The 19324-nt window shown below is 71.5% G+C and carries 20 protein-coding genes; 12 read left to right on the forward strand and 8 right to left on the reverse strand.

Annotated elements, in window-relative coordinates; all coding sequences use genetic code 11:
- Nucleotides 1-12: 12 nt before the first annotated feature.
- Nucleotides 13-384 carry a DUF4267 domain-containing protein gene (locus O7631_RS07405; protein ID WP_278143589.1) on the reverse strand — a complete coding sequence of 124 codons (372 nt, stop codon included), beginning with the start codon at nucleotides 382-384 and terminating at the stop codon, nucleotides 13-15.
- 88 nt (nucleotides 385-472) lie between these two features.
- Between O7631_RS07405 and O7631_RS07410 the strand changes: the two genes are divergently transcribed.
- Nucleotides 473-1045: a TetR/AcrR family transcriptional regulator gene (locus tag O7631_RS07410; protein ID WP_278143590.1), complete on the forward strand. Its 573-nt coding sequence runs from the start codon at nucleotides 473-475 to the stop codon at nucleotides 1043-1045.
- 110 nt (nucleotides 1046-1155) lie between these two features.
- Here the strand turns inward: O7631_RS07410 and O7631_RS07415 are convergent, their stop codons facing one another.
- Complete coding sequence (locus O7631_RS07415; protein WP_278143591.1) at nucleotides 1156-2835, reverse strand: DNA repair helicase XPB; 1680 nt, start codon at nucleotides 2833-2835, stop codon at nucleotides 1156-1158.
- Nucleotides 2836-3006: 171 nt separating this feature from the next.
- On the opposite strand from O7631_RS07415, the gene O7631_RS07420 reads away from it, so the two are divergent.
- Nucleotides 3007-3885, forward strand: a complete 879-nt coding sequence (locus O7631_RS07420) for a L,D-transpeptidase family protein (protein WP_278143592.1) — start codon at nucleotides 3007-3009, stop codon at nucleotides 3883-3885.
- A 97-nt stretch (nucleotides 3886-3982) separates the two neighbouring features.
- On the forward strand, nucleotides 3983-4219 hold the full coding sequence (locus tag O7631_RS07425) for a hypothetical protein (RefSeq protein WP_278143593.1): 237 nt from the start codon (nucleotides 3983-3985) through the stop codon (nucleotides 4217-4219).
- 46 nt (nucleotides 4220-4265) lie between these two features.
- On the opposite strand, the gene O7631_RS07430 is transcribed toward O7631_RS07425, so the two are convergent.
- The gene (locus O7631_RS07430; RefSeq protein ID WP_278143594.1) at nucleotides 4266-6752 is read right to left on the reverse strand and encodes a helicase-associated domain-containing protein; all 2487 of its coding nucleotides are present in this window, start codon (nucleotides 6750-6752) and stop codon (nucleotides 4266-4268) included.
- 84 nt (nucleotides 6753-6836) lie between these two features.
- Between O7631_RS07430 and O7631_RS07435 the strand changes: the two genes are divergently transcribed.
- Together O7631_RS07435 and O7631_RS07440 are read left to right on the forward strand one after the other, a co-directional pair.
- Nucleotides 6837-7460, forward strand: coding sequence for an HAD hydrolase-like protein (locus tag O7631_RS07435; protein ID WP_278143595.1), 624 nt, complete (start codon nucleotides 6837-6839; stop codon nucleotides 7458-7460).
- Between the two features lie 27 nt (nucleotides 7461-7487).
- Nucleotides 7488-7874, forward strand: coding sequence for a cold shock domain-containing protein (locus tag O7631_RS07440; protein ID WP_088986676.1), 387 nt, complete (start codon nucleotides 7488-7490; stop codon nucleotides 7872-7874).
- Here O7631_RS07440 and O7631_RS07445 read toward each other — a convergent pair.
- Nucleotides 7835-8665, reverse strand: coding sequence for a 1,4-dihydroxy-6-naphthoate synthase (locus tag O7631_RS07445; RefSeq protein ID WP_278143596.1), 831 nt, complete (start codon nucleotides 8663-8665; stop codon nucleotides 7835-7837). The genes O7631_RS07440 and O7631_RS07445 overlap by 40 nt on opposite strands.
- Nucleotides 8666-9087: 422 nt before the next feature.
- On the opposite strand from O7631_RS07445, the gene O7631_RS07450 reads away from it, so the two are divergent.
- The gene (locus O7631_RS07450) at nucleotides 9088-9951 is read left to right on the forward strand and encodes a GNAT family N-acetyltransferase (protein ID WP_278143597.1); all 864 of its coding nucleotides are present in this window, start codon (nucleotides 9088-9090) and stop codon (nucleotides 9949-9951) included.
- Here O7631_RS07450 and O7631_RS07455 read toward each other — a convergent pair whose 3' ends face one another.
- Together O7631_RS07455 and O7631_RS07460 are read right to left on the reverse strand one after the other, a co-directional pair.
- Nucleotides 9952-10602, reverse strand: coding sequence for a futalosine hydrolase (locus O7631_RS07455; protein ID WP_278143598.1), 651 nt, complete (start codon nucleotides 10600-10602; stop codon nucleotides 9952-9954). It abuts the gene before it with no gap.
- Nucleotides 10599-12200: an MFS transporter gene (locus O7631_RS07460; protein WP_278143599.1), complete on the reverse strand. Its 1602-nt coding sequence runs from the start codon at nucleotides 12198-12200 to the stop codon at nucleotides 10599-10601. Before O7631_RS07460 ends, O7631_RS07455 begins: the two co-directional genes overlap by 4 nt.
- A gap of 89 nt (nucleotides 12201-12289) precedes the next feature.
- Here O7631_RS07460 and O7631_RS07465 point away from each other — a divergent pair, with 89 nt between their 5' ends.
- Nucleotides 12290-13129, forward strand: a complete 840-nt coding sequence (locus tag O7631_RS07465) for a DUF3027 domain-containing protein (RefSeq protein ID WP_269681403.1) — start codon at nucleotides 12290-12292, stop codon at nucleotides 13127-13129.
- 18 nt (nucleotides 13130-13147) lie between these two features.
- Here the strand turns inward: O7631_RS07465 and O7631_RS07470 are convergent, their stop codons facing one another.
- Complete coding sequence (locus tag O7631_RS07470) at nucleotides 13148-13393, reverse strand: DUF2530 domain-containing protein (RefSeq protein WP_278143600.1); 246 nt, start codon at nucleotides 13391-13393, stop codon at nucleotides 13148-13150.
- An 88-nt stretch (nucleotides 13394-13481) separates the two neighbouring features.
- Here O7631_RS07470 and O7631_RS07475 point away from each other — a divergent pair, with 88 nt between their 5' ends.
- The 5 genes from O7631_RS07475 to thpR all read left to right on the forward strand — a co-directional run bounded on the left by O7631_RS07475 (nucleotide 13482) and on the right by thpR (nucleotide 18077).
- Nucleotides 13482-14960 carry an NCS2 family permease gene (locus tag O7631_RS07475; protein WP_278143601.1) on the forward strand — a complete coding sequence of 493 codons (1479 nt, stop codon included), beginning with the start codon at nucleotides 13482-13484 and terminating at the stop codon, nucleotides 14958-14960.
- A gap of 114 nt (nucleotides 14961-15074) precedes the next feature.
- Nucleotides 15075-15524: a MarR family transcriptional regulator gene (locus tag O7631_RS07480; RefSeq protein ID WP_197699303.1), complete on the forward strand. Its 450-nt coding sequence runs from the start codon at nucleotides 15075-15077 to the stop codon at nucleotides 15522-15524.
- A gap of 73 nt (nucleotides 15525-15597) precedes the next feature.
- The gene (locus O7631_RS07485) at nucleotides 15598-16881 is read left to right on the forward strand and encodes an MFS transporter (protein WP_278143602.1); all 1284 of its coding nucleotides are present in this window, start codon (nucleotides 15598-15600) and stop codon (nucleotides 16879-16881) included.
- A gap of 102 nt (nucleotides 16882-16983) precedes the next feature.
- A complete protein-coding gene (locus tag O7631_RS07490; RefSeq protein WP_278143603.1) occupies nucleotides 16984-17493 on the forward strand; it encodes a hypothetical protein in 510 nt (169 codons plus the stop codon).
- Between the two features lie 2 nt (nucleotides 17494-17495).
- Nucleotides 17496-18077 carry an RNA 2',3'-cyclic phosphodiesterase gene (gene thpR / locus O7631_RS07495; RefSeq protein ID WP_278143604.1) on the forward strand — a complete coding sequence of 194 codons (582 nt, stop codon included), beginning with the start codon at nucleotides 17496-17498 and terminating at the stop codon, nucleotides 18075-18077.
- A gap of 155 nt (nucleotides 18078-18232) precedes the next feature.
- Here thpR and sepH read toward each other — a convergent pair whose 3' ends face one another.
- Nucleotides 18233-19315, reverse strand: coding sequence for a septation protein SepH (gene sepH, locus O7631_RS07500; RefSeq protein ID WP_278143605.1), 1083 nt, complete (start codon nucleotides 19313-19315; stop codon nucleotides 18233-18235).
- Nucleotides 19316-19324 lie beyond the last annotated feature (9 nt).

Raw genomic sequence — 19324 nt, forward strand, 5'->3', positions numbered from 1 at the left:
CGTCGAAGTGGGTCACAGGGCGAACAGCAGCGCGGCGTTCAGGAGGACGACAACGGCCGTCGCGAAGTGGATGCCGAAGGCGACGGCCTTCGTTCCGCCGTTGCGCAGCACGATGACGGTGTCGCCCAGCGGAACGAGCGCGACGATCAGCATGTACCACGCGACCGCGTCGGCGGTCGTGAAGGCGATCAGCGCGAGGCCGAGCAACCCGAAGGTCAGGTCTTTCAGGCCCTTGACCGTCAGGTACGCGGGATCGCCGTCCGGCCGGGCCGGAACGCCGTACCCCGCTGCCGCCGCCTGGGGCACCAGCAGGAACCGTGCACCGATGAAGACGACGAAGAGGCTGAGGACGACGGCGAGCCCGTAGGCGAGGGGTGCCAGCATGGTCTGCTCCAATTCCTAGCGCTGCTAGATGCGAGAGCGACGCTAGCAGAGCATCGACAGCAACGCTAGCGGTGCTAGGGTTGCTGTCATGTCGACACAGGCACGCCGGGAGCGCGAGCGGGCTGAACGGGAACAGGCGATCATCGCCGCGGCACGCGACCTGGCATTGGCGGAGGGCTGGGACGCCGTGACCACCCGGCGACTCGCCGCCGAGATCGAGTACAGCCAGCCCGTCCTCTACAGCCACTTCAAGGGCAAGGACGCCATCATGGCGGCGGTAGCCGTCGAGGGCTTCGCCGAACTGGCGGCGGCGCTCGCCTCGGCCCGGACCTCCGCCGCCGATCCCCGCCGGGCGGTCGCCGACGTCGCGGCCGCGTACACCGACTTCGCCGAGCAACGGCCGGCGATCTACGACGCGATGTTCACCCTCGCCGTCGACCTACCGTTCGCCAGCCAGGACGTCCCGACCGACCTGGCCCGCGGCTTCGCCGAGCTGGCCGAGACGGTGCGCCCGTTCGCCGGCGACGGTGACCTGGAGACGTTCACCGAGACGTTCTGGAGCGGCCTGCACGGCCTGGTCACGCTGATGCGCAGCGGCAGGCTCCGCCGCACCGACCACGACCGCCGGCTGGCGGTGCTGGTGGACCGCTTCTCCCGGTGAAGATTCACTCCGTTGCGCCGAAAGTGCGGTATCGAAGCGTCTGGGATACCGCACTTTCGGCGATCTGGAGTGGATCAAGGCATCCGGGCGCAACCCCAAGGCGAAAAGCGTCAGTCGACGGTCGGCAGGGGCGGGCCGAGGACGTCGTCGGCGTCGACGATGGTGTACGCGTACCCCTGCTCGGCGAGGAAGCGCTGCCGGTGTGCCGCGTACTCGGTGTCGATCGTGTCCCGGGACACCACCGTGTAGAAGTGCGCCTGCCGGCCGTCGGCCTTCGGCCGGAGCACCCGCCCCAACCGCTGCGCCTCCTCCTGGCGGGACCCGAACGTCCCGGACACCTGGATCGCCACCGCCGCCTCGGGCAGGTCGATGGAGAAGTTGCCGACCTTGGAGATCACCAACGTCCGTAGCGAACCGGACCGGAACGCGTCGAACAGCCGCTCCCGCTCCTTGTTCGTGGTCGAACCCTGGATGATCGGCGCGTCGAGGTATTCGCCGAGCTGGTGCAACTGATCGATGTACGCCCCGATCACCAGCACCTGGTCCTCCGGGTGCCGATCGACCAGCGCCTTCACCACCGGCAACTTCGTGCGGGCAGTGGCCGCCATCCGGTAACGCTCCTCGGCCTCGGCCGTCGCGTACGACATCCGCTCCGCGTCGGTCAGGGTCACGCGTACCTCGGTGCACTCGGCCGGGGCGATCCAGCCCTGCGACTCGATGTCCTTCCACGGCGCGTCGTACCGCTTCGGGCCGATCAGGCTGAACACGTCACCCTCGCGGCCGTCCTCGCGTACCAGAGTCGCCGTCAGGCCCAGCCGACGACGGGCCTGAAGGTCCGCCGTGAAGCGGAAGATCGGCGCGGGCAGCAGGTGCACCTCGTCGTAGACGACCAGGCCCCAGTCGCGGGCCCCGAACAGGTCCAGGTGGGTGAACGCGCCACCGCGACGCGAGGTGAGCACCTGGTACGTGGCGATGGTGACCGGGCGGATCTCCTTACGCTCGCCGGAGTACTCGCCGATCTCCTCCTCGGTCAGCGACGTGCGCGCGATCAGCTCCCGCTTCCACTGCCGACCGGCGACCGTGTTGGTGACCAGGATCAGCGTCGTCGCCTTCGCCTCGGCCATCGCCGCCGCGCCGACCAGGGTCTTGCCGGCACCGCAGGGCAGCACCACCACACCCGACCCGCCGGCCCAGAACGCCTCCACGGCCTCCCGCTGGTACGACCGCAGCGTCCACGGCTTGCGGCCGTCCTTGCCGGCCTCGGCCAGCTCGATCGGGTGCGCCTCACCGTCGACGTAGCCGGCCAGGTCCTCCGCCGGCCAGCCCAGCTTGAGCAACGCCTGCTTGAGCCGGCCACGCTCGGACGGGTGCACCCGGATGGTGTCGTCGTCGATCTTGTCGCCGAGCATGCCGGCGAGCTTCTTGCTCTTGGCCACCTCGATCAGCACCAGCCGGTCGAGCGCGCGCAGCACCAACCCGTGCGCCGGGTCGTTGGCGAGCTGGAGTCGACCGTACCGGTCCATCGTCTCGGCCACGTCCACCAGCAGCGCGTGCGGCACCGGGTAGCGGGAGTACTTCAGCAGCGAGTCGACGACACCCTCGGCGTCGTGCCCCGCCGCGCGGGCGTTCCACAGACCCAGCGGCGTCAGCCGGTACGTGTGCACGTGCTCCGGCGAGCGCTCCAACTCGGCGAAGGGTGCGATCGCCATCCGGCAGGCCTGCGCGTCGGGGTGGTCGATCTCCAGCAGCAGGGTCTTGTCCGACTGCACGATCAGTGGTCCACCGCTCACGCCAGCGTCCTCTCCTCGGTCGGTCTTCGGCCCCGGCGGGTCACATACCCGCAGATGGCCGACCATCCAGTGTTGCACGGGGCGGGATCTCCAAAGAAAGTTGCTCACCAGGTGCAACCGTGACGGCACTCACGAACGTCTAGCAAAGGGGCGAATCTCTGGGGAGGTGCCATGAAGCGTGTCAGCGACACTTCCCGGCTGGTCGCCCTGCTGGTGGTCGTGCTGGTCGGTTCCGGTGCGTGCACGTTCGATCCGCAGTCCGGTGGGAGTGGTGGCGGGGGAGCCGCCCCAGCCGGTGCGGCGGAAAGGGCAACGGGGGCGAGCGGCGCGCCCGGGCCGGACCAGCGCGACCGACCCACGCCGGTCGCACCCACCTCCGCCACAGCCAAACCCAAGCCGAAACCCACTCGCACCGTCACACCCAAACCAACCCCCAGCACGGGTACGCCGACAGTCGCCGGCTGCCCGCAGGGCCAGCACCAGCGCCAGGTGGAGACCTACCTGGCCCAGTTGGGCGGGTTCGGGACGGTCACCGTGGACGGCCGGCAGTCCGCCGCGGACTGCGCCGCGATCAAGAAGTTCCAGAAGAGGTACGGCATTCGCCCCGTCGAGGGTCGCGCCGGACCGACCACCCTCGACGTGGCCCAGCGCCTCGCCACCACCGAGCCGAGCCGGTGCAAGGCCGGCACGGGCACCACGTTCTGCGTCGACCTGACCCGGCAGACCGTCTGGGCGATCCGAGACGGCAAGGTGATCATGGAGCCGACGGTGACCCGCACCGGCATGTCCGGCTACCGCACCCCGGCCGGCACGTTCACCGTCAACTTCCGCAATCCCAAGGAGTGGTCCGACCCGTACGAGGTGTGGCTGCCATACTGGCAGCACTTCACCCAGGGGATGGGCTTCCACGAGACCACCACCTACCTGCACGACAAGTCCATCGGCTCGCACGGCTGCGTCAACCTTCTGCACGTCGATGCGGTCAAGATGTGGGAACTCGGGAAGGTCGGAACCCGGGTGGTGCTGATCGGCCGCCGTCCCGGCACCTGACCGACACGGCCGCGAATCGGGGGTTTAACCCCTGTCCGACCGGTCCAACGAGTGTCACCCTGGGAGTCCAGGGCCAGACCGGGCGGGGAGGCTGGGCATGACGGTCGACCGTGACGTGATGACGGAACATGAGCAGGCGCCACCCGACGAGGTGTCCCGAGCGACGGTGATCGCGTACGCCGTCGCGGCGGCACTCCTCCTCGGGTGGTTCCTCTTCGGATGGCTGGTGCTGCGGCAGGGCTTCGTCGACTCGGTCGGGGAGTCCGCCGGCGCCGGCTTCGCGCTACTTCTGATCATCTCGGTGGTCGGCACCGTCCGCCGCAGCCGCCGCTGACCGGCAGCGCCCGCGGTGGCGCCGCCGGCCGGTCGTACCGAGCCGGTCAGTCCGCCAGCACCGCCGCGGTGATCCGGTGCAGCGCGAACGTGTGCAGCATCTCGGTCCGTTCGTCCTCGGCGCGCAGGTAGCCGGCGCCGATCGAGACCGGCTTTACCAGGCGGGACGCGGTCGCCCCGTGAGCATCGACGTAACCGACCCAGACCAGCGCCTTGTCCCGCACCGCCTGCTGGAGCACCGCCAGGGCCTCGCTGTGCGTGTGCGCGGGCACCGGCCCGCCGCCCAGCCCCGCCGCACCGCCACGCACCACCGCCGGGGCCCGCCGGGCCGCCCGCGCCGCCGCCTCACCCCTGCGGATGTGCTCCACCACACCGAGCAGCCGTGGCATGGGCAGCTTCGGGGTGACCAACGGGTCGAGCGTCCGGGTGGTCACCGACACCCGCGCCGGGGCCCGGCGGATCCGCGGCCGGGCCAGCACCGTGCCGCCGGTGCCGTCCTCCTGCACCGGGGCGTACCCGGCGTCGCGCAGCGCACCCAGCAACCGACCCACCTGGTACTGCGTGCACAGCACCGTCGGCGCGAGCCGACGCAGCGCCAACGACTCCAGCCGGCGGTCCGCCAGCACCTCGCTGAGCAGGGTCTCGTCGTCGCTGCGCAGGTACGCCCCGGCCAGACCGACCCGCAGCCCGCCGTGTTTACGGGCCACGTCGTCCACCAGGTAGGTGAGGCCCTGCGGCACCGGGGTACGCGACCGCCGCCGGAACACGTCGTGCAGGTCGTCGGCCGTGTAGCCGGAATCCAGCGCACGTCGCACGCTCGACGTGGTGACCCGGTGCACGCTGGCGCCGCCGGCCGACTCGAGTTCGGTCATCGCCTCCAACTCGACGGCGAGCGCCGGCTCGGGTGGGCCGGGCACCACAACTGTCAGGTCGGCCTGCACCAGGAAGTGGTCGACCGGTGCGGGCAGCAGCGCGTCCAACGCCCGGGCCGCACTGGACGGGTCGCCGCTCTCGACGTCCGCGTGCACGCCCAGCGGATCCTCGCCGCCCCGCTCGTCGGTCGACGTCAGGTCACCCAGCAGCAGCCGACCGTACGACGTGAGCGCGCCCAGACCTGTGACACCCAACTGCGCGGCCTCGGCCAGCACCTCCCGGTGCGCGGCGTCCCGACCCCGGCTGCGTCGGGGCGCCCGCCAGTCGAGCAGGTCCTGCACCTCGTCGGGGGTGGGTGCGGTGGCCGGCTCCAGGTCGGCGAGCACGCCGAGCACGGCCCGCCGGACGCCCGGGACACTCGCCCGTTCGGCCTCGGAGGACAGCGCGGTGATCGGTCGGTCCCGGTCGTCCCGGCGGCCGACCAGCCCCACCTGCCGGGTCATGGTCAGCCAGGCCCGGGCCAACTGCTCCCAGCGTTGGGCCAGTGAGGCGGCCCGCCACACCTCGTACCCGCCGGTCGGCAGCACCTGCTGATCGGCCCCGTACCGGCCGGTGGCCGCGCCCGGCATCTCCAACTCGCCGAGGAGCCCCGCCGCGTACGCCACCTCCAGCAGCAGCGCTGTCGTCGGTTCGTCCAGCCCGGCGGTGCGCGCCAGCCGCCGCAGGTCCCGTACGCCGATGCCGCCCGAGCGCAGCACCGGCGCGGGTTCGTCGGCGAGCTGCTCCAGCAGCCCTTCGGTGTTCCGGACCACCTCCATCGTCTGCCCGGCACCGGCCGAGTCGACGGCCTTCGGTTCGCGTGGCGCGCCGGCAACCGGCGGCGGGCTGGTGCGCAGCGGGCCGAGAGGGCCGCTGTCGCGGCGCAGCAGCAACCCGACCTCGCGGGGCAGCTCCACCGTGCCGCTGGCCGTCGACGAGCCCGTCGTCACGGGGACCAGCAGCCGGTTGTCGACGAGCCAACGCACCGGGGAGCCGGCCGGGGCACCACCGTTTGTCGGGTCGGAGAGCACCGGATCCTCCGCGCCGAGCGGTGGCGCCTGCAACGCGCCCGGGGGCACACTGCCCACCGGCGGGCCGGCAGCCAGCCGGTCCAGGATCGCCCGGGCCGACGGCGGGGCGGCGAGCAGCGTCCGGCGTAGTTTCGCCGGGTCCGCGCAGAGCGCGGCCGTGCGCGGGTCCAGCTCCGCGGCCGGCCGGCCGAGCCCAGCGGGGTACGGGGCGACTTCGTCGACGGCGGGCACCACCTCCAGCGCGTGCTCCGGGCCGTACAGCAGAAAGAGCGCGCGCAGCCGACCCACGGCGGCCCGGACGGCCGTCGGAGCCGGCGGGTGCGGCCCGGAGGTCGCCATGGCCAGGACGGCGTCGGTGGCCGTGGTGCCGTCGTCCGGGTTCCGGGTGAGGCGGGCGGCGTCGAGGATCTGAAGGGTGAACTGGTCCAGCCCGTCCAGCGCACGCGCCACCGAGACCCGGGACTGGGCCCGGATGGCCAGGGCGGAGACGTCGGCTGGCACGGGCACGACGAGATCGGGCCGCAGCTGGAGGAGCGCGGCCAGTGACTCGTCGGGCAGCGACCGCAGGTGGTCGGCGAGTGAGGTGGTCATCGTCTTTCCACGCTAGCCCGGCAGCGGGCTTCCGCGCCCCTCGGACGTTCGGCCGGACGGGGGTGGCCGGGTACGTTTTTCGGCATGCCCGCACTGACCGTCGGATTCGATCTCGACATGACCCTGGTCGACTCCCGCCCCGGCATCGCCGCGGCGTACCGAGCGCTGACCGCGAAGACCGGCGTGCCGATCGACGCCGAGCTTGCGGTGTCCCGCCTCGGGCCGCCGCTGCGCACCGAGATCGCGCACTGGTTCCCACCGGAGCAGGTCGAGTCGGCCGTGCTCGCGTACCGCGAGCTGTACCCGGCGTACGCGATCACCCCGACGCTCCTGCTGCCCGGCGCGCGGGAGTCCATCGACGCGATCCGTGCGCGGGGTGGGCGGGTGCTGGTCGTCACGTCCAAGATCGGCCGGCTGGCCCGGTTGCACCTGGACCACCTCGGTCTCGAGGTCGACGAGTTGGCCGGTGACCTGTTCGCCGAGCAGAAGGCGACCGCCCTACGCGAGCACGGTGCCACCCACTACGTCGGTGACCATGTCGCGGACATGGTGGCGGCGGCAGCGGCCGGGGTGCCCGGCATCGCTGTGGCGACCGGCCCGTGCTCCCGGGATGAGCTGCGCTCGGCCGGGGCGGAGGTGGTGCTGGATCGGCTCACCGAATTCCCAGCGGCACTCGACGGCATGATCCAGCTAGCCTTGGAGCAGTAGCGGCTCAAGTGAAGCAGGGGTTTTCAGGTGCCTACGGGTCGAGTGAAGTGGTACGACACGGCCAAGGGATACGGCTTCGTCACGAGTGACGAGGGCGGGGACGTGTTCCTGCCCAAGGGGGCGTTGCCGGCGGGTGTCACCGACCTCAAGGGTGGCCAACGGGTCGACTTCAGCGTGGTGGACAGCCGTCGGGGCGCGCAGGCCATGGGCGTCAAGCTGCTGGACGCGCCGCCGTCGATGGCGGAGTTGCGCCGTCGACCGGCCGAGGAGCTGCACGGCCTGGTCGAAGACATGATCAAGGTGCTGGAGGCCAAGGTCCAGCCTGACCTGCGCCGGGGCCGGTACCCGGACAAGAAGACCGCGCAGAAGATCGCTCAGCTGGTCCACGCGGTGGCGCGCGAGCTGGAGGTCTGAGGCACCAGGCCGGCGGTGGCGGCCCGGTCGAGCAGTGCCGCCACCGCGGCGAAACCGGCCTCACCCAGGTCTGCGGTGAACTCGTTGACGTAGAGACCGATGTGCCGGTCCACCACGTCGAGTTCCATCTCCTGGGCGTGCGCCAACACGTACTCCCGGCTGGCGGCCGGGTCGGCCCACGCCTGCCGGACGGACTCGCGGACCCAGCCGGCTGCGGCCTCCGGGTCGACGGCGCCGCGTCGGGCCAGGATCGCACCGAGTGGAATGGGCAGGCCGGTGTCGGCCTCCCACCACTCGCCGAGGTCGACGAGCGCGCTCAGGCCGTGCCGGTGGTAGGTGAACCGGGCCTCGTGGATGACCAGCCCAGCGTCGTAACGCCCGGCCGCGACGCCCGGCATGATCTCGTGGAACGGGACCACCTCGATCCGGGCCGGCGGCTGCCCGGCCGACCAGAGCCGGAACAGCAGGTACGCGGTGGTCCGGTCGCCCGGCACCGCCACCGTCGCGCCGGTCAGGTCGGGGCGGTCGCCCCTGGTCAGCACCAGCGGGCCACAGCCACGACCGAGTGCGCCACCGCAGGGCAGCAGGTGGTAGTCGTCGAGCAGCCAGGGCAGCGCCGCGAAGCTCACCTTGACCAGGTCGAAAGCGCCTCGCTCGGCCGCTGTGTTGGTGACGTCCACGTCCGCGTAGGTCACCTCCACCGGCGGTGCGTCGGGAACCCGACCATGCACCAGCGCGTGGAAGACGAACGTGTCGTTGGGGCAGGGCGAGATCGCCAGGGAGAGCGCCACGCCCCTCACGTTAGCCCTGCCCCCGCCCCGAGGCCCGTGCCCACCCCACCCACTGTGATCCGTGACGGGGTCTGGCGAAACGGGTCATGCGCCGTCTCGGGCTGCGCTGGTGTTGGTCGGGCCGCCCACAACCAGCGCGCCAGCCGCTGCCAGGAAGTGGGTCGCTGCCTGTAGAGCTGCCCCACCTGTGGGGCAGCGGGGGTCGGTGATGCGGCGGGGTCGGCGGTGTGGCGGGTCGGTGGTGTGGCTGGTGTCAGCGGCGTGGTGGTCTGCTCCGACCTTCGTCGGCATGCCCCATCTACGGGGCAGCTCTACAGGAGCCGAACGAGCTATGCACAGCGACAACGGCGTTATCCACAAGGTTGTCCACAGCTCGACCGCTGCCGTTGACGGCCGAAGGGGTCGCGGAAAAGCATGGACGTGTGACTAACGGTGGGGACGCCGTCGACGTGGGGGCAGCCCTTCGGGACCTGCGTCGACGTGTCGATCTGAGCCAACGACAGCTGGCTGAGCGGTCCGGCATACCCAAGAGCACCGTGGCCCGCATCGAGGCGGGGCAAGGCGCCAGCCCGTCCTTCCGGACGGTGGAGCGGCTCGTCCGTGCGGTCGGCGGCGAGGTCGCCCTCAAGCTGCCCGGTGACCACTGCTGCGTCCCGGCGAGCGAGACGGCGAGCACGGTGGCCGTCCCCGAGGAGGAGCGAGAGGCCGAGCTGCGGGACGAGGCAGGTCGGCGGTACCCGGCGCATCTCGACGTCCGCCGTGTTCTGACCCTCCGCGACTGGCCGGGGGCCTGGTGGGTGCACTCGTACACCCTCCCGGAACGGCTGTGGCCGGTGCGTGTCCCGGAGCTGAGCTATGACCTGGATCGCACGCGGCGGGACGAGCGACGGATGCGCCACCAGACAAGGGCCAAGGTGCGGTATCGGCGTGCGTCCGAGGGGCTGCCGGCCACGTCGTGGCGATTCCTCGCTGAGGTGCCCGGGGCGGGTCCGGTCGGTGAGTTGAGGGCTCATGAGCGGAGCTTGGATCTGCTCCTTGGCGAGGATTGGGGCGACCGGCGTGAGTTGGTGTTGGAAGGCGTCGTCGTTGCTCCCGGCCTACGAACCCTGGGCATCGGTCGTCAACTGATCGGGCTGCTGGCCAGGGAGATGGCAGCGGCAGGCATCCACACCGCACACGCGACCGCCGCCGGTGGCACCGTCGACTTTCTGCTCGCCTGCGGGTTCCAGCTACAGGCGGGTCGGCCCTCGGCGCTTACCCTCGACGTCCGTCCCGCCCGGCCGTAGTCAGCGCAGCGCCGGCGCTGCCGTGGTCAGGGCGGCGAGGGCTTCGCGTAGCCGCCAGGCGTCTCGGTCGCGCGGGCCGATCGGGTTGGAGATGGTGCGCAGCTCGGCGAAGGGCACCCCGGCCTGGGCGGCGGCGACCGCCACTCCGTACCCCTCCATGGCCTCGGCGACCGCCTCCGGATGCCGTCGGCGTAGCTCCCGGGTGCTGACCTCGGTGCCGGTGACCGTGCTGACGGTGAGCACCGGCCCGGTCGTGGCCGCCGGGAGTGCGGCCCGCAGTGCCGCCAGCAGGCTCGGGTCGGTCGGCACCACGCCGCCGACGCCCAGCATCGCCGGCGGCATTCCCAGTTCGTCGACGGGGATGAACCCGTCCGGTGCTTCGGCACCCAGATCGGCGGCGATGCTGGCGGTGCCGAGCACGGTGTCGCCGACCTCGGCCCGCCCGGTGAAGCCGCCGGCAACGCCCGCGCTGATCACCGCACGGTAGGGGCGGCCGGCGGCCTCGGCCAGCGCCAGCAGCCGGGCGGTGGCAGCACCGGCGACGGCCGGGCCAACGCCGACCGGTGTCACGGTCACGGTGTGGTCGGTCAGGCCGGCGCGGACCGCGTCCGCCTCGGCGGGGACCGCCGTCACCACCAGCAGACCGGTCACGAGACCGAGCCGGGGGATTCGCGGCGGGTCTCGTCGTCCGCCCCGCCACCCGGGCCGCCGACCGCCGAGGACGGACGGTAGATGTGGTAGCCGGGAGGAGCCAGGCTCGGGTCGTCGTACCGTGGCGAGCTGGCCTGGGTCGGAGCCGGCGAGGTGGGCGCGACATCAGTGGGCTCGTCGGCCGGCTCGTCCTCGGTCAGCTCGTCGTCACCGAGCGGCCGGCCGGCCAGCTTCTCGCCCCGCAGCCGGGCGGCTACCAGCACACCCCGGATCGCGGCCAGGACGCCGACCCCGGCGGCCACCGCGATGCCCATCCGACCGTTGAACGGGACCAGCCCCAGCCCTCCACCGGCGACGAAGGCGAGCATCAGCACCGTCTCCGAATGGGCGAAGGAACTCGCCCGCAGCCGCTCCGGGATGCGCTCCTGGATCGAGGCGTCCACGGCCAGCTTCGATATCCCGCTGACCAGGGCCGCGACCAGGCACAGCAGGGCGACCATCACCAGCGAGAACTGGATGACGGCGAGAACCGCCACGCCGGCCACGATGATCATGCTGCTGGACTGGATGGCGGCCGGCCGGTGGATGCGCAGACGGGTCCCGATGGCGGTGGCCAGGAACGTGCCGACCGCGAGCGCGCCGCCGACCGCCCCCAACGCCCACTCGGCGCCCAGATCCCGGCCGAACGCCACAGTGGTCAGGTCGCCCTTCTTGATCGCAAAGGCGAGGAAGAGCAGCAGGAAGCCGTACACCGCGCGGAGCGTCGCGGCGCCGATCAGCGTCGCGATCACCAGGCGGCCGGCGGGTCGACCCCGGCCCAGCGGTCGGTCGCCACGGTGACGGCCCAGCGCGCGCAATGGCCGGGGGACCCGCTCCGGTGGTTCCGAGTCGGCCTTCGGCGGCAAGCGCAGGGAGATCACCATGCCGACCAGGAAGATCACCGACGCGACGCGCAGCGGCCACTGCGGCCCGAACCAGAACGCGGCCAACCCGATGGGAGCGACGAGCGCGCCCGCGACAGTGCCGTAGACACTGGCCCGGGCTCCCACCTGGGACAGACCGAGCCCTTCCGGCAGCAACCGGGGCACGGCCGCGGACCGGGCCACGCCGTACGCACGGGACAGCGCGAGCACCCCGAACGCGGCCGGATAGAGCCCGAAGCCGTGGATGTAGTCGGAGATCAACCAGGCCAGGAAGGCGCGGCCCAGCATCGTCGCGGCCAGCGCGTACCGCCGACCGTGCCGGAAGTGGTCGAGCAGCGGGCCCACCACGGGGGCGAGCATGGCGAACGGCACCATGGTCACCAGCAGGTAGAGCGCGACCTTGCTGCGGGCCTCGCCCAGCGGCACGTTGAAGAAGATCGTCCCGGCCAGGCCGATGGCGATCAGGGTGTCACCGGCGCAGGAGAGCGCGTGCAGGTCGAACAGGCGCACCATGCCGACCTCGCCGCCGGCGCCCCGGGCCCGGGCCCGACCGGCCCGGCGGGTCACCCAGCGGCCGCCGCCCATCGAACCGCGGAACAGCAGACGAACGGCGCGGATGCCGGTGCCGACCGTACGCCCGAGGAGGGATCGCTCGGAGCGGGAGTACGACGGCATGTGCACCATCCTCGCCCATCTGATCCGAACGCGCCCACACCACTGCGCGGAAAGGTTCCCCGGGAGTCCCTGTCACCCCTGCGGGGCGCATGGGGAACAATGGTCGGGTGACCAGGCCCGCCTCCACCCGTGCCGCCCGTCTCGACCAGGTCTGCGCCGCCGCCGTCGAGGTGGCCCGCGCTGGCATCACCGAGGTCGACGCCGACGATGTCGGCGACCACCTGCAGGTCGTGGCCGAAGGTGAACGGCTGGTCACCCATTACTTCGAATGCCGCCTCGCCGGTTACCGGGGTTGGCGGTGGGCGGTCACCGTCACCCGGGTGTCGCGCAGCAAGACGGTGACAATCTGCGAGACGGTGCTGCTGCCCGGGCCCGACGCGCTGCTCGCGCCCGGTTGGTTGCCCTGGCAGGAGCGCCTCAAGCCGGGCGACCTGGGTCCGGGCGATCTGCTGCCGACTCCGCCGGACGACGACCGGTTGGTCCCCGGTTACCTGCTCTCCGACGACCCGGCGGTCGAGGAGACCGCGTGGGAGTTGGGCCTCGGGCGGGCGCGGGTGTTCTCCCGCGAGGGCCGCATGGAGGCGGCGCAGCGCTGGTACGACGGCGACCACGGCCCCGACGCTCCGATCTCCACCGCCGCGCCGGCCGCCGCCCGTTGCGGCAGCTGCGGCTTCTACCTGCCGTTGGCCGGTGCGATGCGGCAGGCCTTCGGTGCGTGCGGCAACTTCTTCGCCCCGGACGACGGCCGGGTGGTGAGCGCCGACCACGGCTGCGGCGCGCACTCGGAGACGCTCATCGAGGCGGCCGAGACCGCCGTCGAAGAACTACCCACGGTGTACGACGACAGTGCGGTGGAGGCCATGTCGGTCAGCCGTGCCCCGGGCTCCGTGGAGGACGCCGAGCCGGCGGAGCCGTACGGGCACCCCTGACCGTTCGCGGCGGGCGGCTCAGCTCGTGCGGCGTCGGCGTCGGTTGGCGTCGTGCCGCATCATCACGGCTAGCCCCGGGAAGCCCCACAGGAAACCGGCGAGGCAGGTCCAGAGCCAGTTCTGGTGACCGTTGTCGGTCAGCCAGCCCCGGAAGAAGATCAGAAGGACCAGCCCGGCGACCGCCCACGCGATCAACCCGGCGAGGGCGAACGGCACCATCGGCGGGTCCAGCGGTGCGGGCCGCGGTGGCTGCTCGTTCGGCATTCGGCAAGCGTACGCGACTGACTTCCCCTGCCCGTCGCTGATCTGGGACGATGCGCGCGACAACCGGAAGATCACCTGCGAGGACCTGATGGCAGTAGCGCCGCCCGAGAACGGCACACCTCCCAACCCCGCTCAACCGCGTAACGGCTTCGACCGGTTCTTCGAGATCTCCGCCCGTGGCTCGACGATGAGCCGCGAGGTACGCGGTGGCCTGGCGACCTTCTTCACGATGGCGTACATCGTGGTGCTCAACCCGCTGATCCTGGGTGGTGCCGTCGACGGTGACGGCAAGACCCTCCCGATTCCCGCGCTGGCTGCCGCGACTGCGCTGGTCGCCGGCCTGATGACCATTCTGATGGGTGTGGTCGGCCGGTTCCCGTTGGCGCTGGCCGCTGGTCTGGGCGTCAACGCGTTGGTGGCGTACGAGATCGCCCCCGAGATGACCTGGGCCGACGCGATGGGCCTGGTGGTGATCGAGGGTGTGATCATCGCGGTCCTGGTGTTGACCGGTCTGCGGACCGCTGTGTTCCGCGCGGTGCCGACGCAGATGAAGACCGCGATCGGCGTCGGCATCGGTCTGTTCCTGACCATCATCGGCCTGGTCGACGCGGGGTTCGTCCGGCGGATCCCGGACGACGCCAACACCACCGTCCCGGTCGGTCTGGGCATCGGCGGCAAGCTGGTGAGCTGGCCGATGCTGGTCTTCGTGGTGGGTCTGCTGATCACCCTGGTGCTGGTGGTCCGCCGGGTGCGGGGCGCGATCCTGATCGGCATCCTCGCCTCGACGGTGCTGGCGGTGATCGTGGAGGCGATCGGCAACATCGGCCCGTCGTTCGTCAACGGTCAACCCAACCCGAAGGGTTGGTCGCTGAACGTGCCGGAGTTGCCGAAGACGGTCGTGGACCTGCCCGACCTGTCGCTGCTCGGCAAGTTCAACGTGCTCGACTCGTGGGGTCGGGCCGGCTGGTTGGTCGTGTTGATGTTCGTCTTCACGCTGCTGATCACGGACTTCTTCGACACCATGGGCACGATGGTGGCCGTGGGCCAGGAGGGTGGCCTGCTCGACGAGAAGGGCACCCCGCCGCGGGCCAAGGAGATCCTGCTCGTCGACTCGATCGCCGCGGCGGCCGGTGGCGCGGCCAGCACGTCCAGCAACACGTCGTACATCGAGAGTGCCGCCGGTGTCGCTGAGGGCGCCCGGACCGGTGTGGCGAACCTGGTCACCGGCGTGCTGTTCCTGCTGGCGATGTTCCTGGCGCCGCTGGTGGTGATCGTGCCCTTCGAGGCGGCCTCGACGGCCCTGGTGGTGGTCGGTTTCCTGATGATGACTGCGGTGCGGACGATCGACTGGTCCGACTACGAGATCGCCATTCCGGCGTTCCTCACCATCGTGTTGATGCCGTTCACGTACTCGATCTCGAACGGGATCGGCGCCGGCCTGATCACCTTCGTGGTGGTCAAGTTGGCGAAGGGCAAAGCCCGCGAGATCCACCCGCTGCTGTACGGGGTGGCCGCGTTGTTCGTGCTGTACTTCCTGCGCGGGCCGATCGAGTCCCTGGTGCTCTGACGTCGTCCGGGCGGGGAGTCGAACGGGATTCCCCGCCCGGAAGTGCACCAATGTCCTCGTGAGCCTGGTCATATGAGATGTCGTTAGCCAGGCTCATTAGTTAAGCTAACTAACGTGATGGAGCGGACGGTGACGGCGGAACGCGTGCCACCGGCGCGACTGGCTCCCCAGTTGCGTGATGCGATCACCCGACTCAACCGGCGGGTCCGCCAGGCCCGGCCGGTCGGCGACCTCACAGTCACCCAGGTCTCCGCGCTCACCAGCCTGCGGCTGGCGGGCGCCCTGACGCCCAGGGAACTGGCCGACGTCGAGCGGGTGCAGCCACCGACGATGACCAAGATCGTCGGGAAGTTGGAGGACCGCGGCCTCGTGCGGCGGACACCCCACCCGACCGACGGCCGGCAGGTCATCCTCGCGGCGACCGAAGGGGGGCAGGCCGTGCTCGACCAGTTCGAGCGGGCCCGCGACGAATGGCTGGCCCACCGGCTGGCCGCGCTCGACGAGGACGAACGGGAGACCCTGCAGAGGGCCGCCCAGATTCTCCAGCAGCTCGCTCGCGCCTGAGCCGCGCCCGCGCCACCGGGTCCGTGCCGTCACCTGTCGATGACGCGTACGTCCTTAAGGAGGCGCACCAAGAGTGCAGGCCAAGCTGAGCACGATGTTCCAGTCCCTACAGGTCCGCAACTACCGCCTCTTCGCATCCGGGCAGCTGATCAAACTGATCGGCGTCTGGATGATGTTCATCGCCCAGGACTGGCTCGTCCTCGACCTCTCCGACAATTCGGCGACCGCGCTCGGCGTGGTGACCGCGTGTCAGTTCACACCGGTGCTGCTGCTCACCCTGTTCTCCGGCCGGCTCGCCGACCGGTACGACAAGCGGGTGCTGCTCTTCGTCGCCAACGCCTTCTGGAGCCTGCTGGCGCTCGGCATGTCCGTGCTGGTCCTCACCGACCTGGTGCAGCTCTGGCACGTCTTCGCCTTCGCCGCGCTGCTCGGTACCGCCAACGCCGTCGAGACCCCGGTCCGTCAGGCGTTCGTCTCCGAGCTCGTCGGCACGCCCCTGCTGCCCAACGCCCTGTCGCTGAACGCCGCCGTGTTCAACTCGGCGCGAATCGTCGGCCCTGCCGTCGCCGGCCTGGCCATCGCCGCGTTCGACGTCGGCCCGGTGTTCCTCTTCACGGCTCTCAGCTCCATCGCGCCGCTGGTCAACGTGGTCCGGATGCGTACGGCCGACCTCCACCGCGAGGCCCTGATACCCCGCGACGAGCGGGCGTCCGCGAAGGTGGTCGACGGCCTGCGGTACGTGTGGCGTCGCCCCGACCTGCTGCTGCCGATGGCTGTCATGTCGGTGATCGGCATGTCGTTGTTCAACTTCCAGCTCACCCTGGCCGCGCTGGCGAAGACGGTCTTCCACACCGGTGCCGCCTCCTTCGGCCTGTTCAGCACGGCGCTGGCGGTTGGCGCGCTCGGCGGTGCCCTCAGCGGCACCGGTCGGCGCAGCCGGCCGTCGGTCTGGCTGGTCCTCGGTGCGGCGATCGCCTGCGCCAGCTTCGGCACCCTGGTCGGTCTCGCCTCGACGTACTGGTTGGTCGTGGCCCTGCTGGTGCCGACCGGATTCTTCATGGTCTTCTTCGCCCAGGCCGCCAACCAGCGGGTCCAGTTGGGTGTGGACGCTGCCTTCCGGGGCCGTGTGATGGCCCTGTGGGTGTTGGTGTTCCTGGGGACCAACCCGGTCGGTGCGCCGCTGATCGGCTGGGTCGCGGAGCACTTCGGCGCCGGCGCCAGCATCTGGATGGGCGGGCTGATCTCGTTGGCCGCCGCGCTTGTCGCCCTCACCTGGCAGCTGCGCCGCTCCGGTGCCCGGCTGCGCTTCCGGGTGCTGCCGATGCCCCGCTTCTACGTCACGTCCACCGACTGCTGACGGGTACGAACGGCTTCCGCGTCATCCGCGTCGTCATCGGCGGATGGCGCGGATGCGCGCAAACCGCTGGCGAGGGGGCACGATGGGGCTTAGCGTCGATGTGTGGGAGTCGAGCGCGCGCTGATGCTGGCCCTGGCGCTCCTCGCCATGGCCAGTCTTCCGGCGATATTCGCCCTGCTCTTCTGCTACGACGAGATCGTCGACCGGGTGGTCTGCGGCTGGTCCGAGTGGCGTGAGCGGCGGCGGGAGAAACGGACGATCGCGCGCCTCGACCGCGCCATCGAGGCGGACGCGTTGACCCGGGACATCGACCTCAGCGCCTTCGACCGCGCCGACCGTCGGCCCCTGGAACAGCTCGCCGCCGACCTGCGGCGTCTGGGCGGCCAGCGGCTCGGTGGCCCCGGCCGACCGATGGTCTGGCACGGCGCGCTGCTCCAGGCGTACGACGATCGTCTTCGCCTTGCCTGCCGAGCCCTCGACATCACCGAGCACCTCGGCGAGTTGGACGGCGTCGACCAGGAGATCGAGCGGGTCCGGGTGGAGGGTGTGCTGCACGCCGCCGGGCTGAGCCTGCCGGCGGCGAGGGCCGGGCACTGGCAGCGACACCGCTGAGCGTGCGGCTGTTCGTCGCGGTCTACCCCCGTCCCGAGTCGGTCGACCACCTGGGCGCGCAGGTCGCGCGCCTACGGGTCGCTGCGGCGGCAGCGGCGGGTGTCAACGTCCGGCTCGCCGAACCGGCCCACCTCCATGTCACGCTGGCCTTCCTCGGTGACGTCGACGCCGCCCGGCTGGTAGAGGTGGAGAGCGCGCTCGGGCTCGCCGCGGAGTCGTTCCGGGACGACCGCAACGCCGCGCCCCGGTTGAGTCTCGGCGGCGGTGGTCGGTTCGGCCAGGATCGGTCCACGGTGCTCTGGGTGGGCCTCCGGGGCGAGGTCGAAGCCCTGCACGCGCTGGCCCGGCTGATCCGGTCTCGGCTGCGGCATGCCGGGCTGCCGTACGACGAGAAGCCGTTCCGCCCGCACCTGACCATCGCCCGGCCCGGCGACCGGATGACCCCGGTCGATGTCGAGGCCGACCGGGCGAACCTCGACGACTACCAGGGCCCGGAGTGGCCGGTGCCCGAGCTGCTGCTGATGCGCAGCCACCTCGACGCGCGGCCGGCAAGCTACGAACGACTCGCCGCCTGGCCGCTCTGACCGCCCCGAGATCGTGATCCACTCGGGTTGTCGGAAATCGGGGCCTCCTGCTCGCGTCGACAGCCCGGTTTCCGCGAAGCCGAGTCGATCACGGCCCTGCTGCCCCGCACTTCTGGCTGGACGGGTGGTGAACCACCACCCGTCCACGCGAAGCGTCAGGAGGACTCGCGCGCCGCCGGGCCGCTGCCGAAGAGAACGTCGTCCCAGCTGGGCAACCGCTTACGCGGCTTGCCGTTCGCATCGGTGGACTCGCCGCCGGCAGCCGCCGCCGCGGCGCCCGTCCGGCGGGGCCGCAGCACCGCCAGCGACGGCACGGCCGGCACCTCCTTGGGTGCGTCCGAGTCGTCGTCGAAGGCCGACCCCTGGCCGCCGCCGAGCAGCGCGGCAGCGCCCCCGCCGACCGGCCGCTGCCGAGGCGCGTCCGATCCGGCGAGAGCAGCCGGAGTGCGCGGCTCCAGACCACGGCCGGACGAGGCACCGAGTGGACGGTCCAGTGAGGCGAGCAGCGCGTCGCGGCCAGCACGGATCGGATCCCGGCCGGGACGCGGGTGCTCGGACGCCGCCGGCAACCCGTGCCCGCCACGGCTCGGCTCACCACGCGACGGACCGGGCAGGGCGTGCCCGCCCCGCTCCGGCGCGGGCTCCTGGCCGAGGATCGGCGTGGGCCGCTCGGCGCACAGGTATTGCGCCATGTCGTCGTGCGGGGCCACCGACTGCCGGGTCTTGTCGAGATCCCAGATGGCCTGCGCGGTGGCCTTGCCGGACGGCCAGGTGGCGATGATCCGCCAGGTGCCGTCGTCACGCCGGTACGCGTCCCAGGAGATCTTCTCGGTGTCGATGCCGTGCTGGCTCAACCGGCCGTTGACCACCTCGGCGAGCGGGGTCGGCTTCTCCGCTCCCTTGAGGCGGGTGCGGCGGGCGTGCTGCGCGAGCATCGCCCGCTCCTGCAACACCGGACCGGCGTATCGCAGCACCCGGTCGACCGGCACGCCGGCGATCCGGGCCACATCCTCGGCGGACTCACCGGAGCGGATGCGGGCCTGGATGTCCCGAGGGGACAGTGAGGGAGTCGGGTCGGCCGCGGTCGGCGCCACCACGAGCGGCGGCGCGCCCGGCTCGGCGTGCAGCGCGCCGGAGATCCGTTCGTCGATCGGCAGCGCGAGCAACCGCCCGACCTCGTCGGCGAGAACCAGGGCATGGCCGTCCTCGGAGAGGGCGACGAAGCGTACTGGGCGCATTGCGTTGCC

Origin of the sequence: Micromonospora sp. WMMD967, assembly GCF_029626165.1 — a bacterium.
In the GTDB taxonomy this organism is placed as follows: Bacteria; Actinomycetota; Actinomycetes; order Mycobacteriales; family Micromonosporaceae; genus Micromonospora; species Micromonospora taraxaci.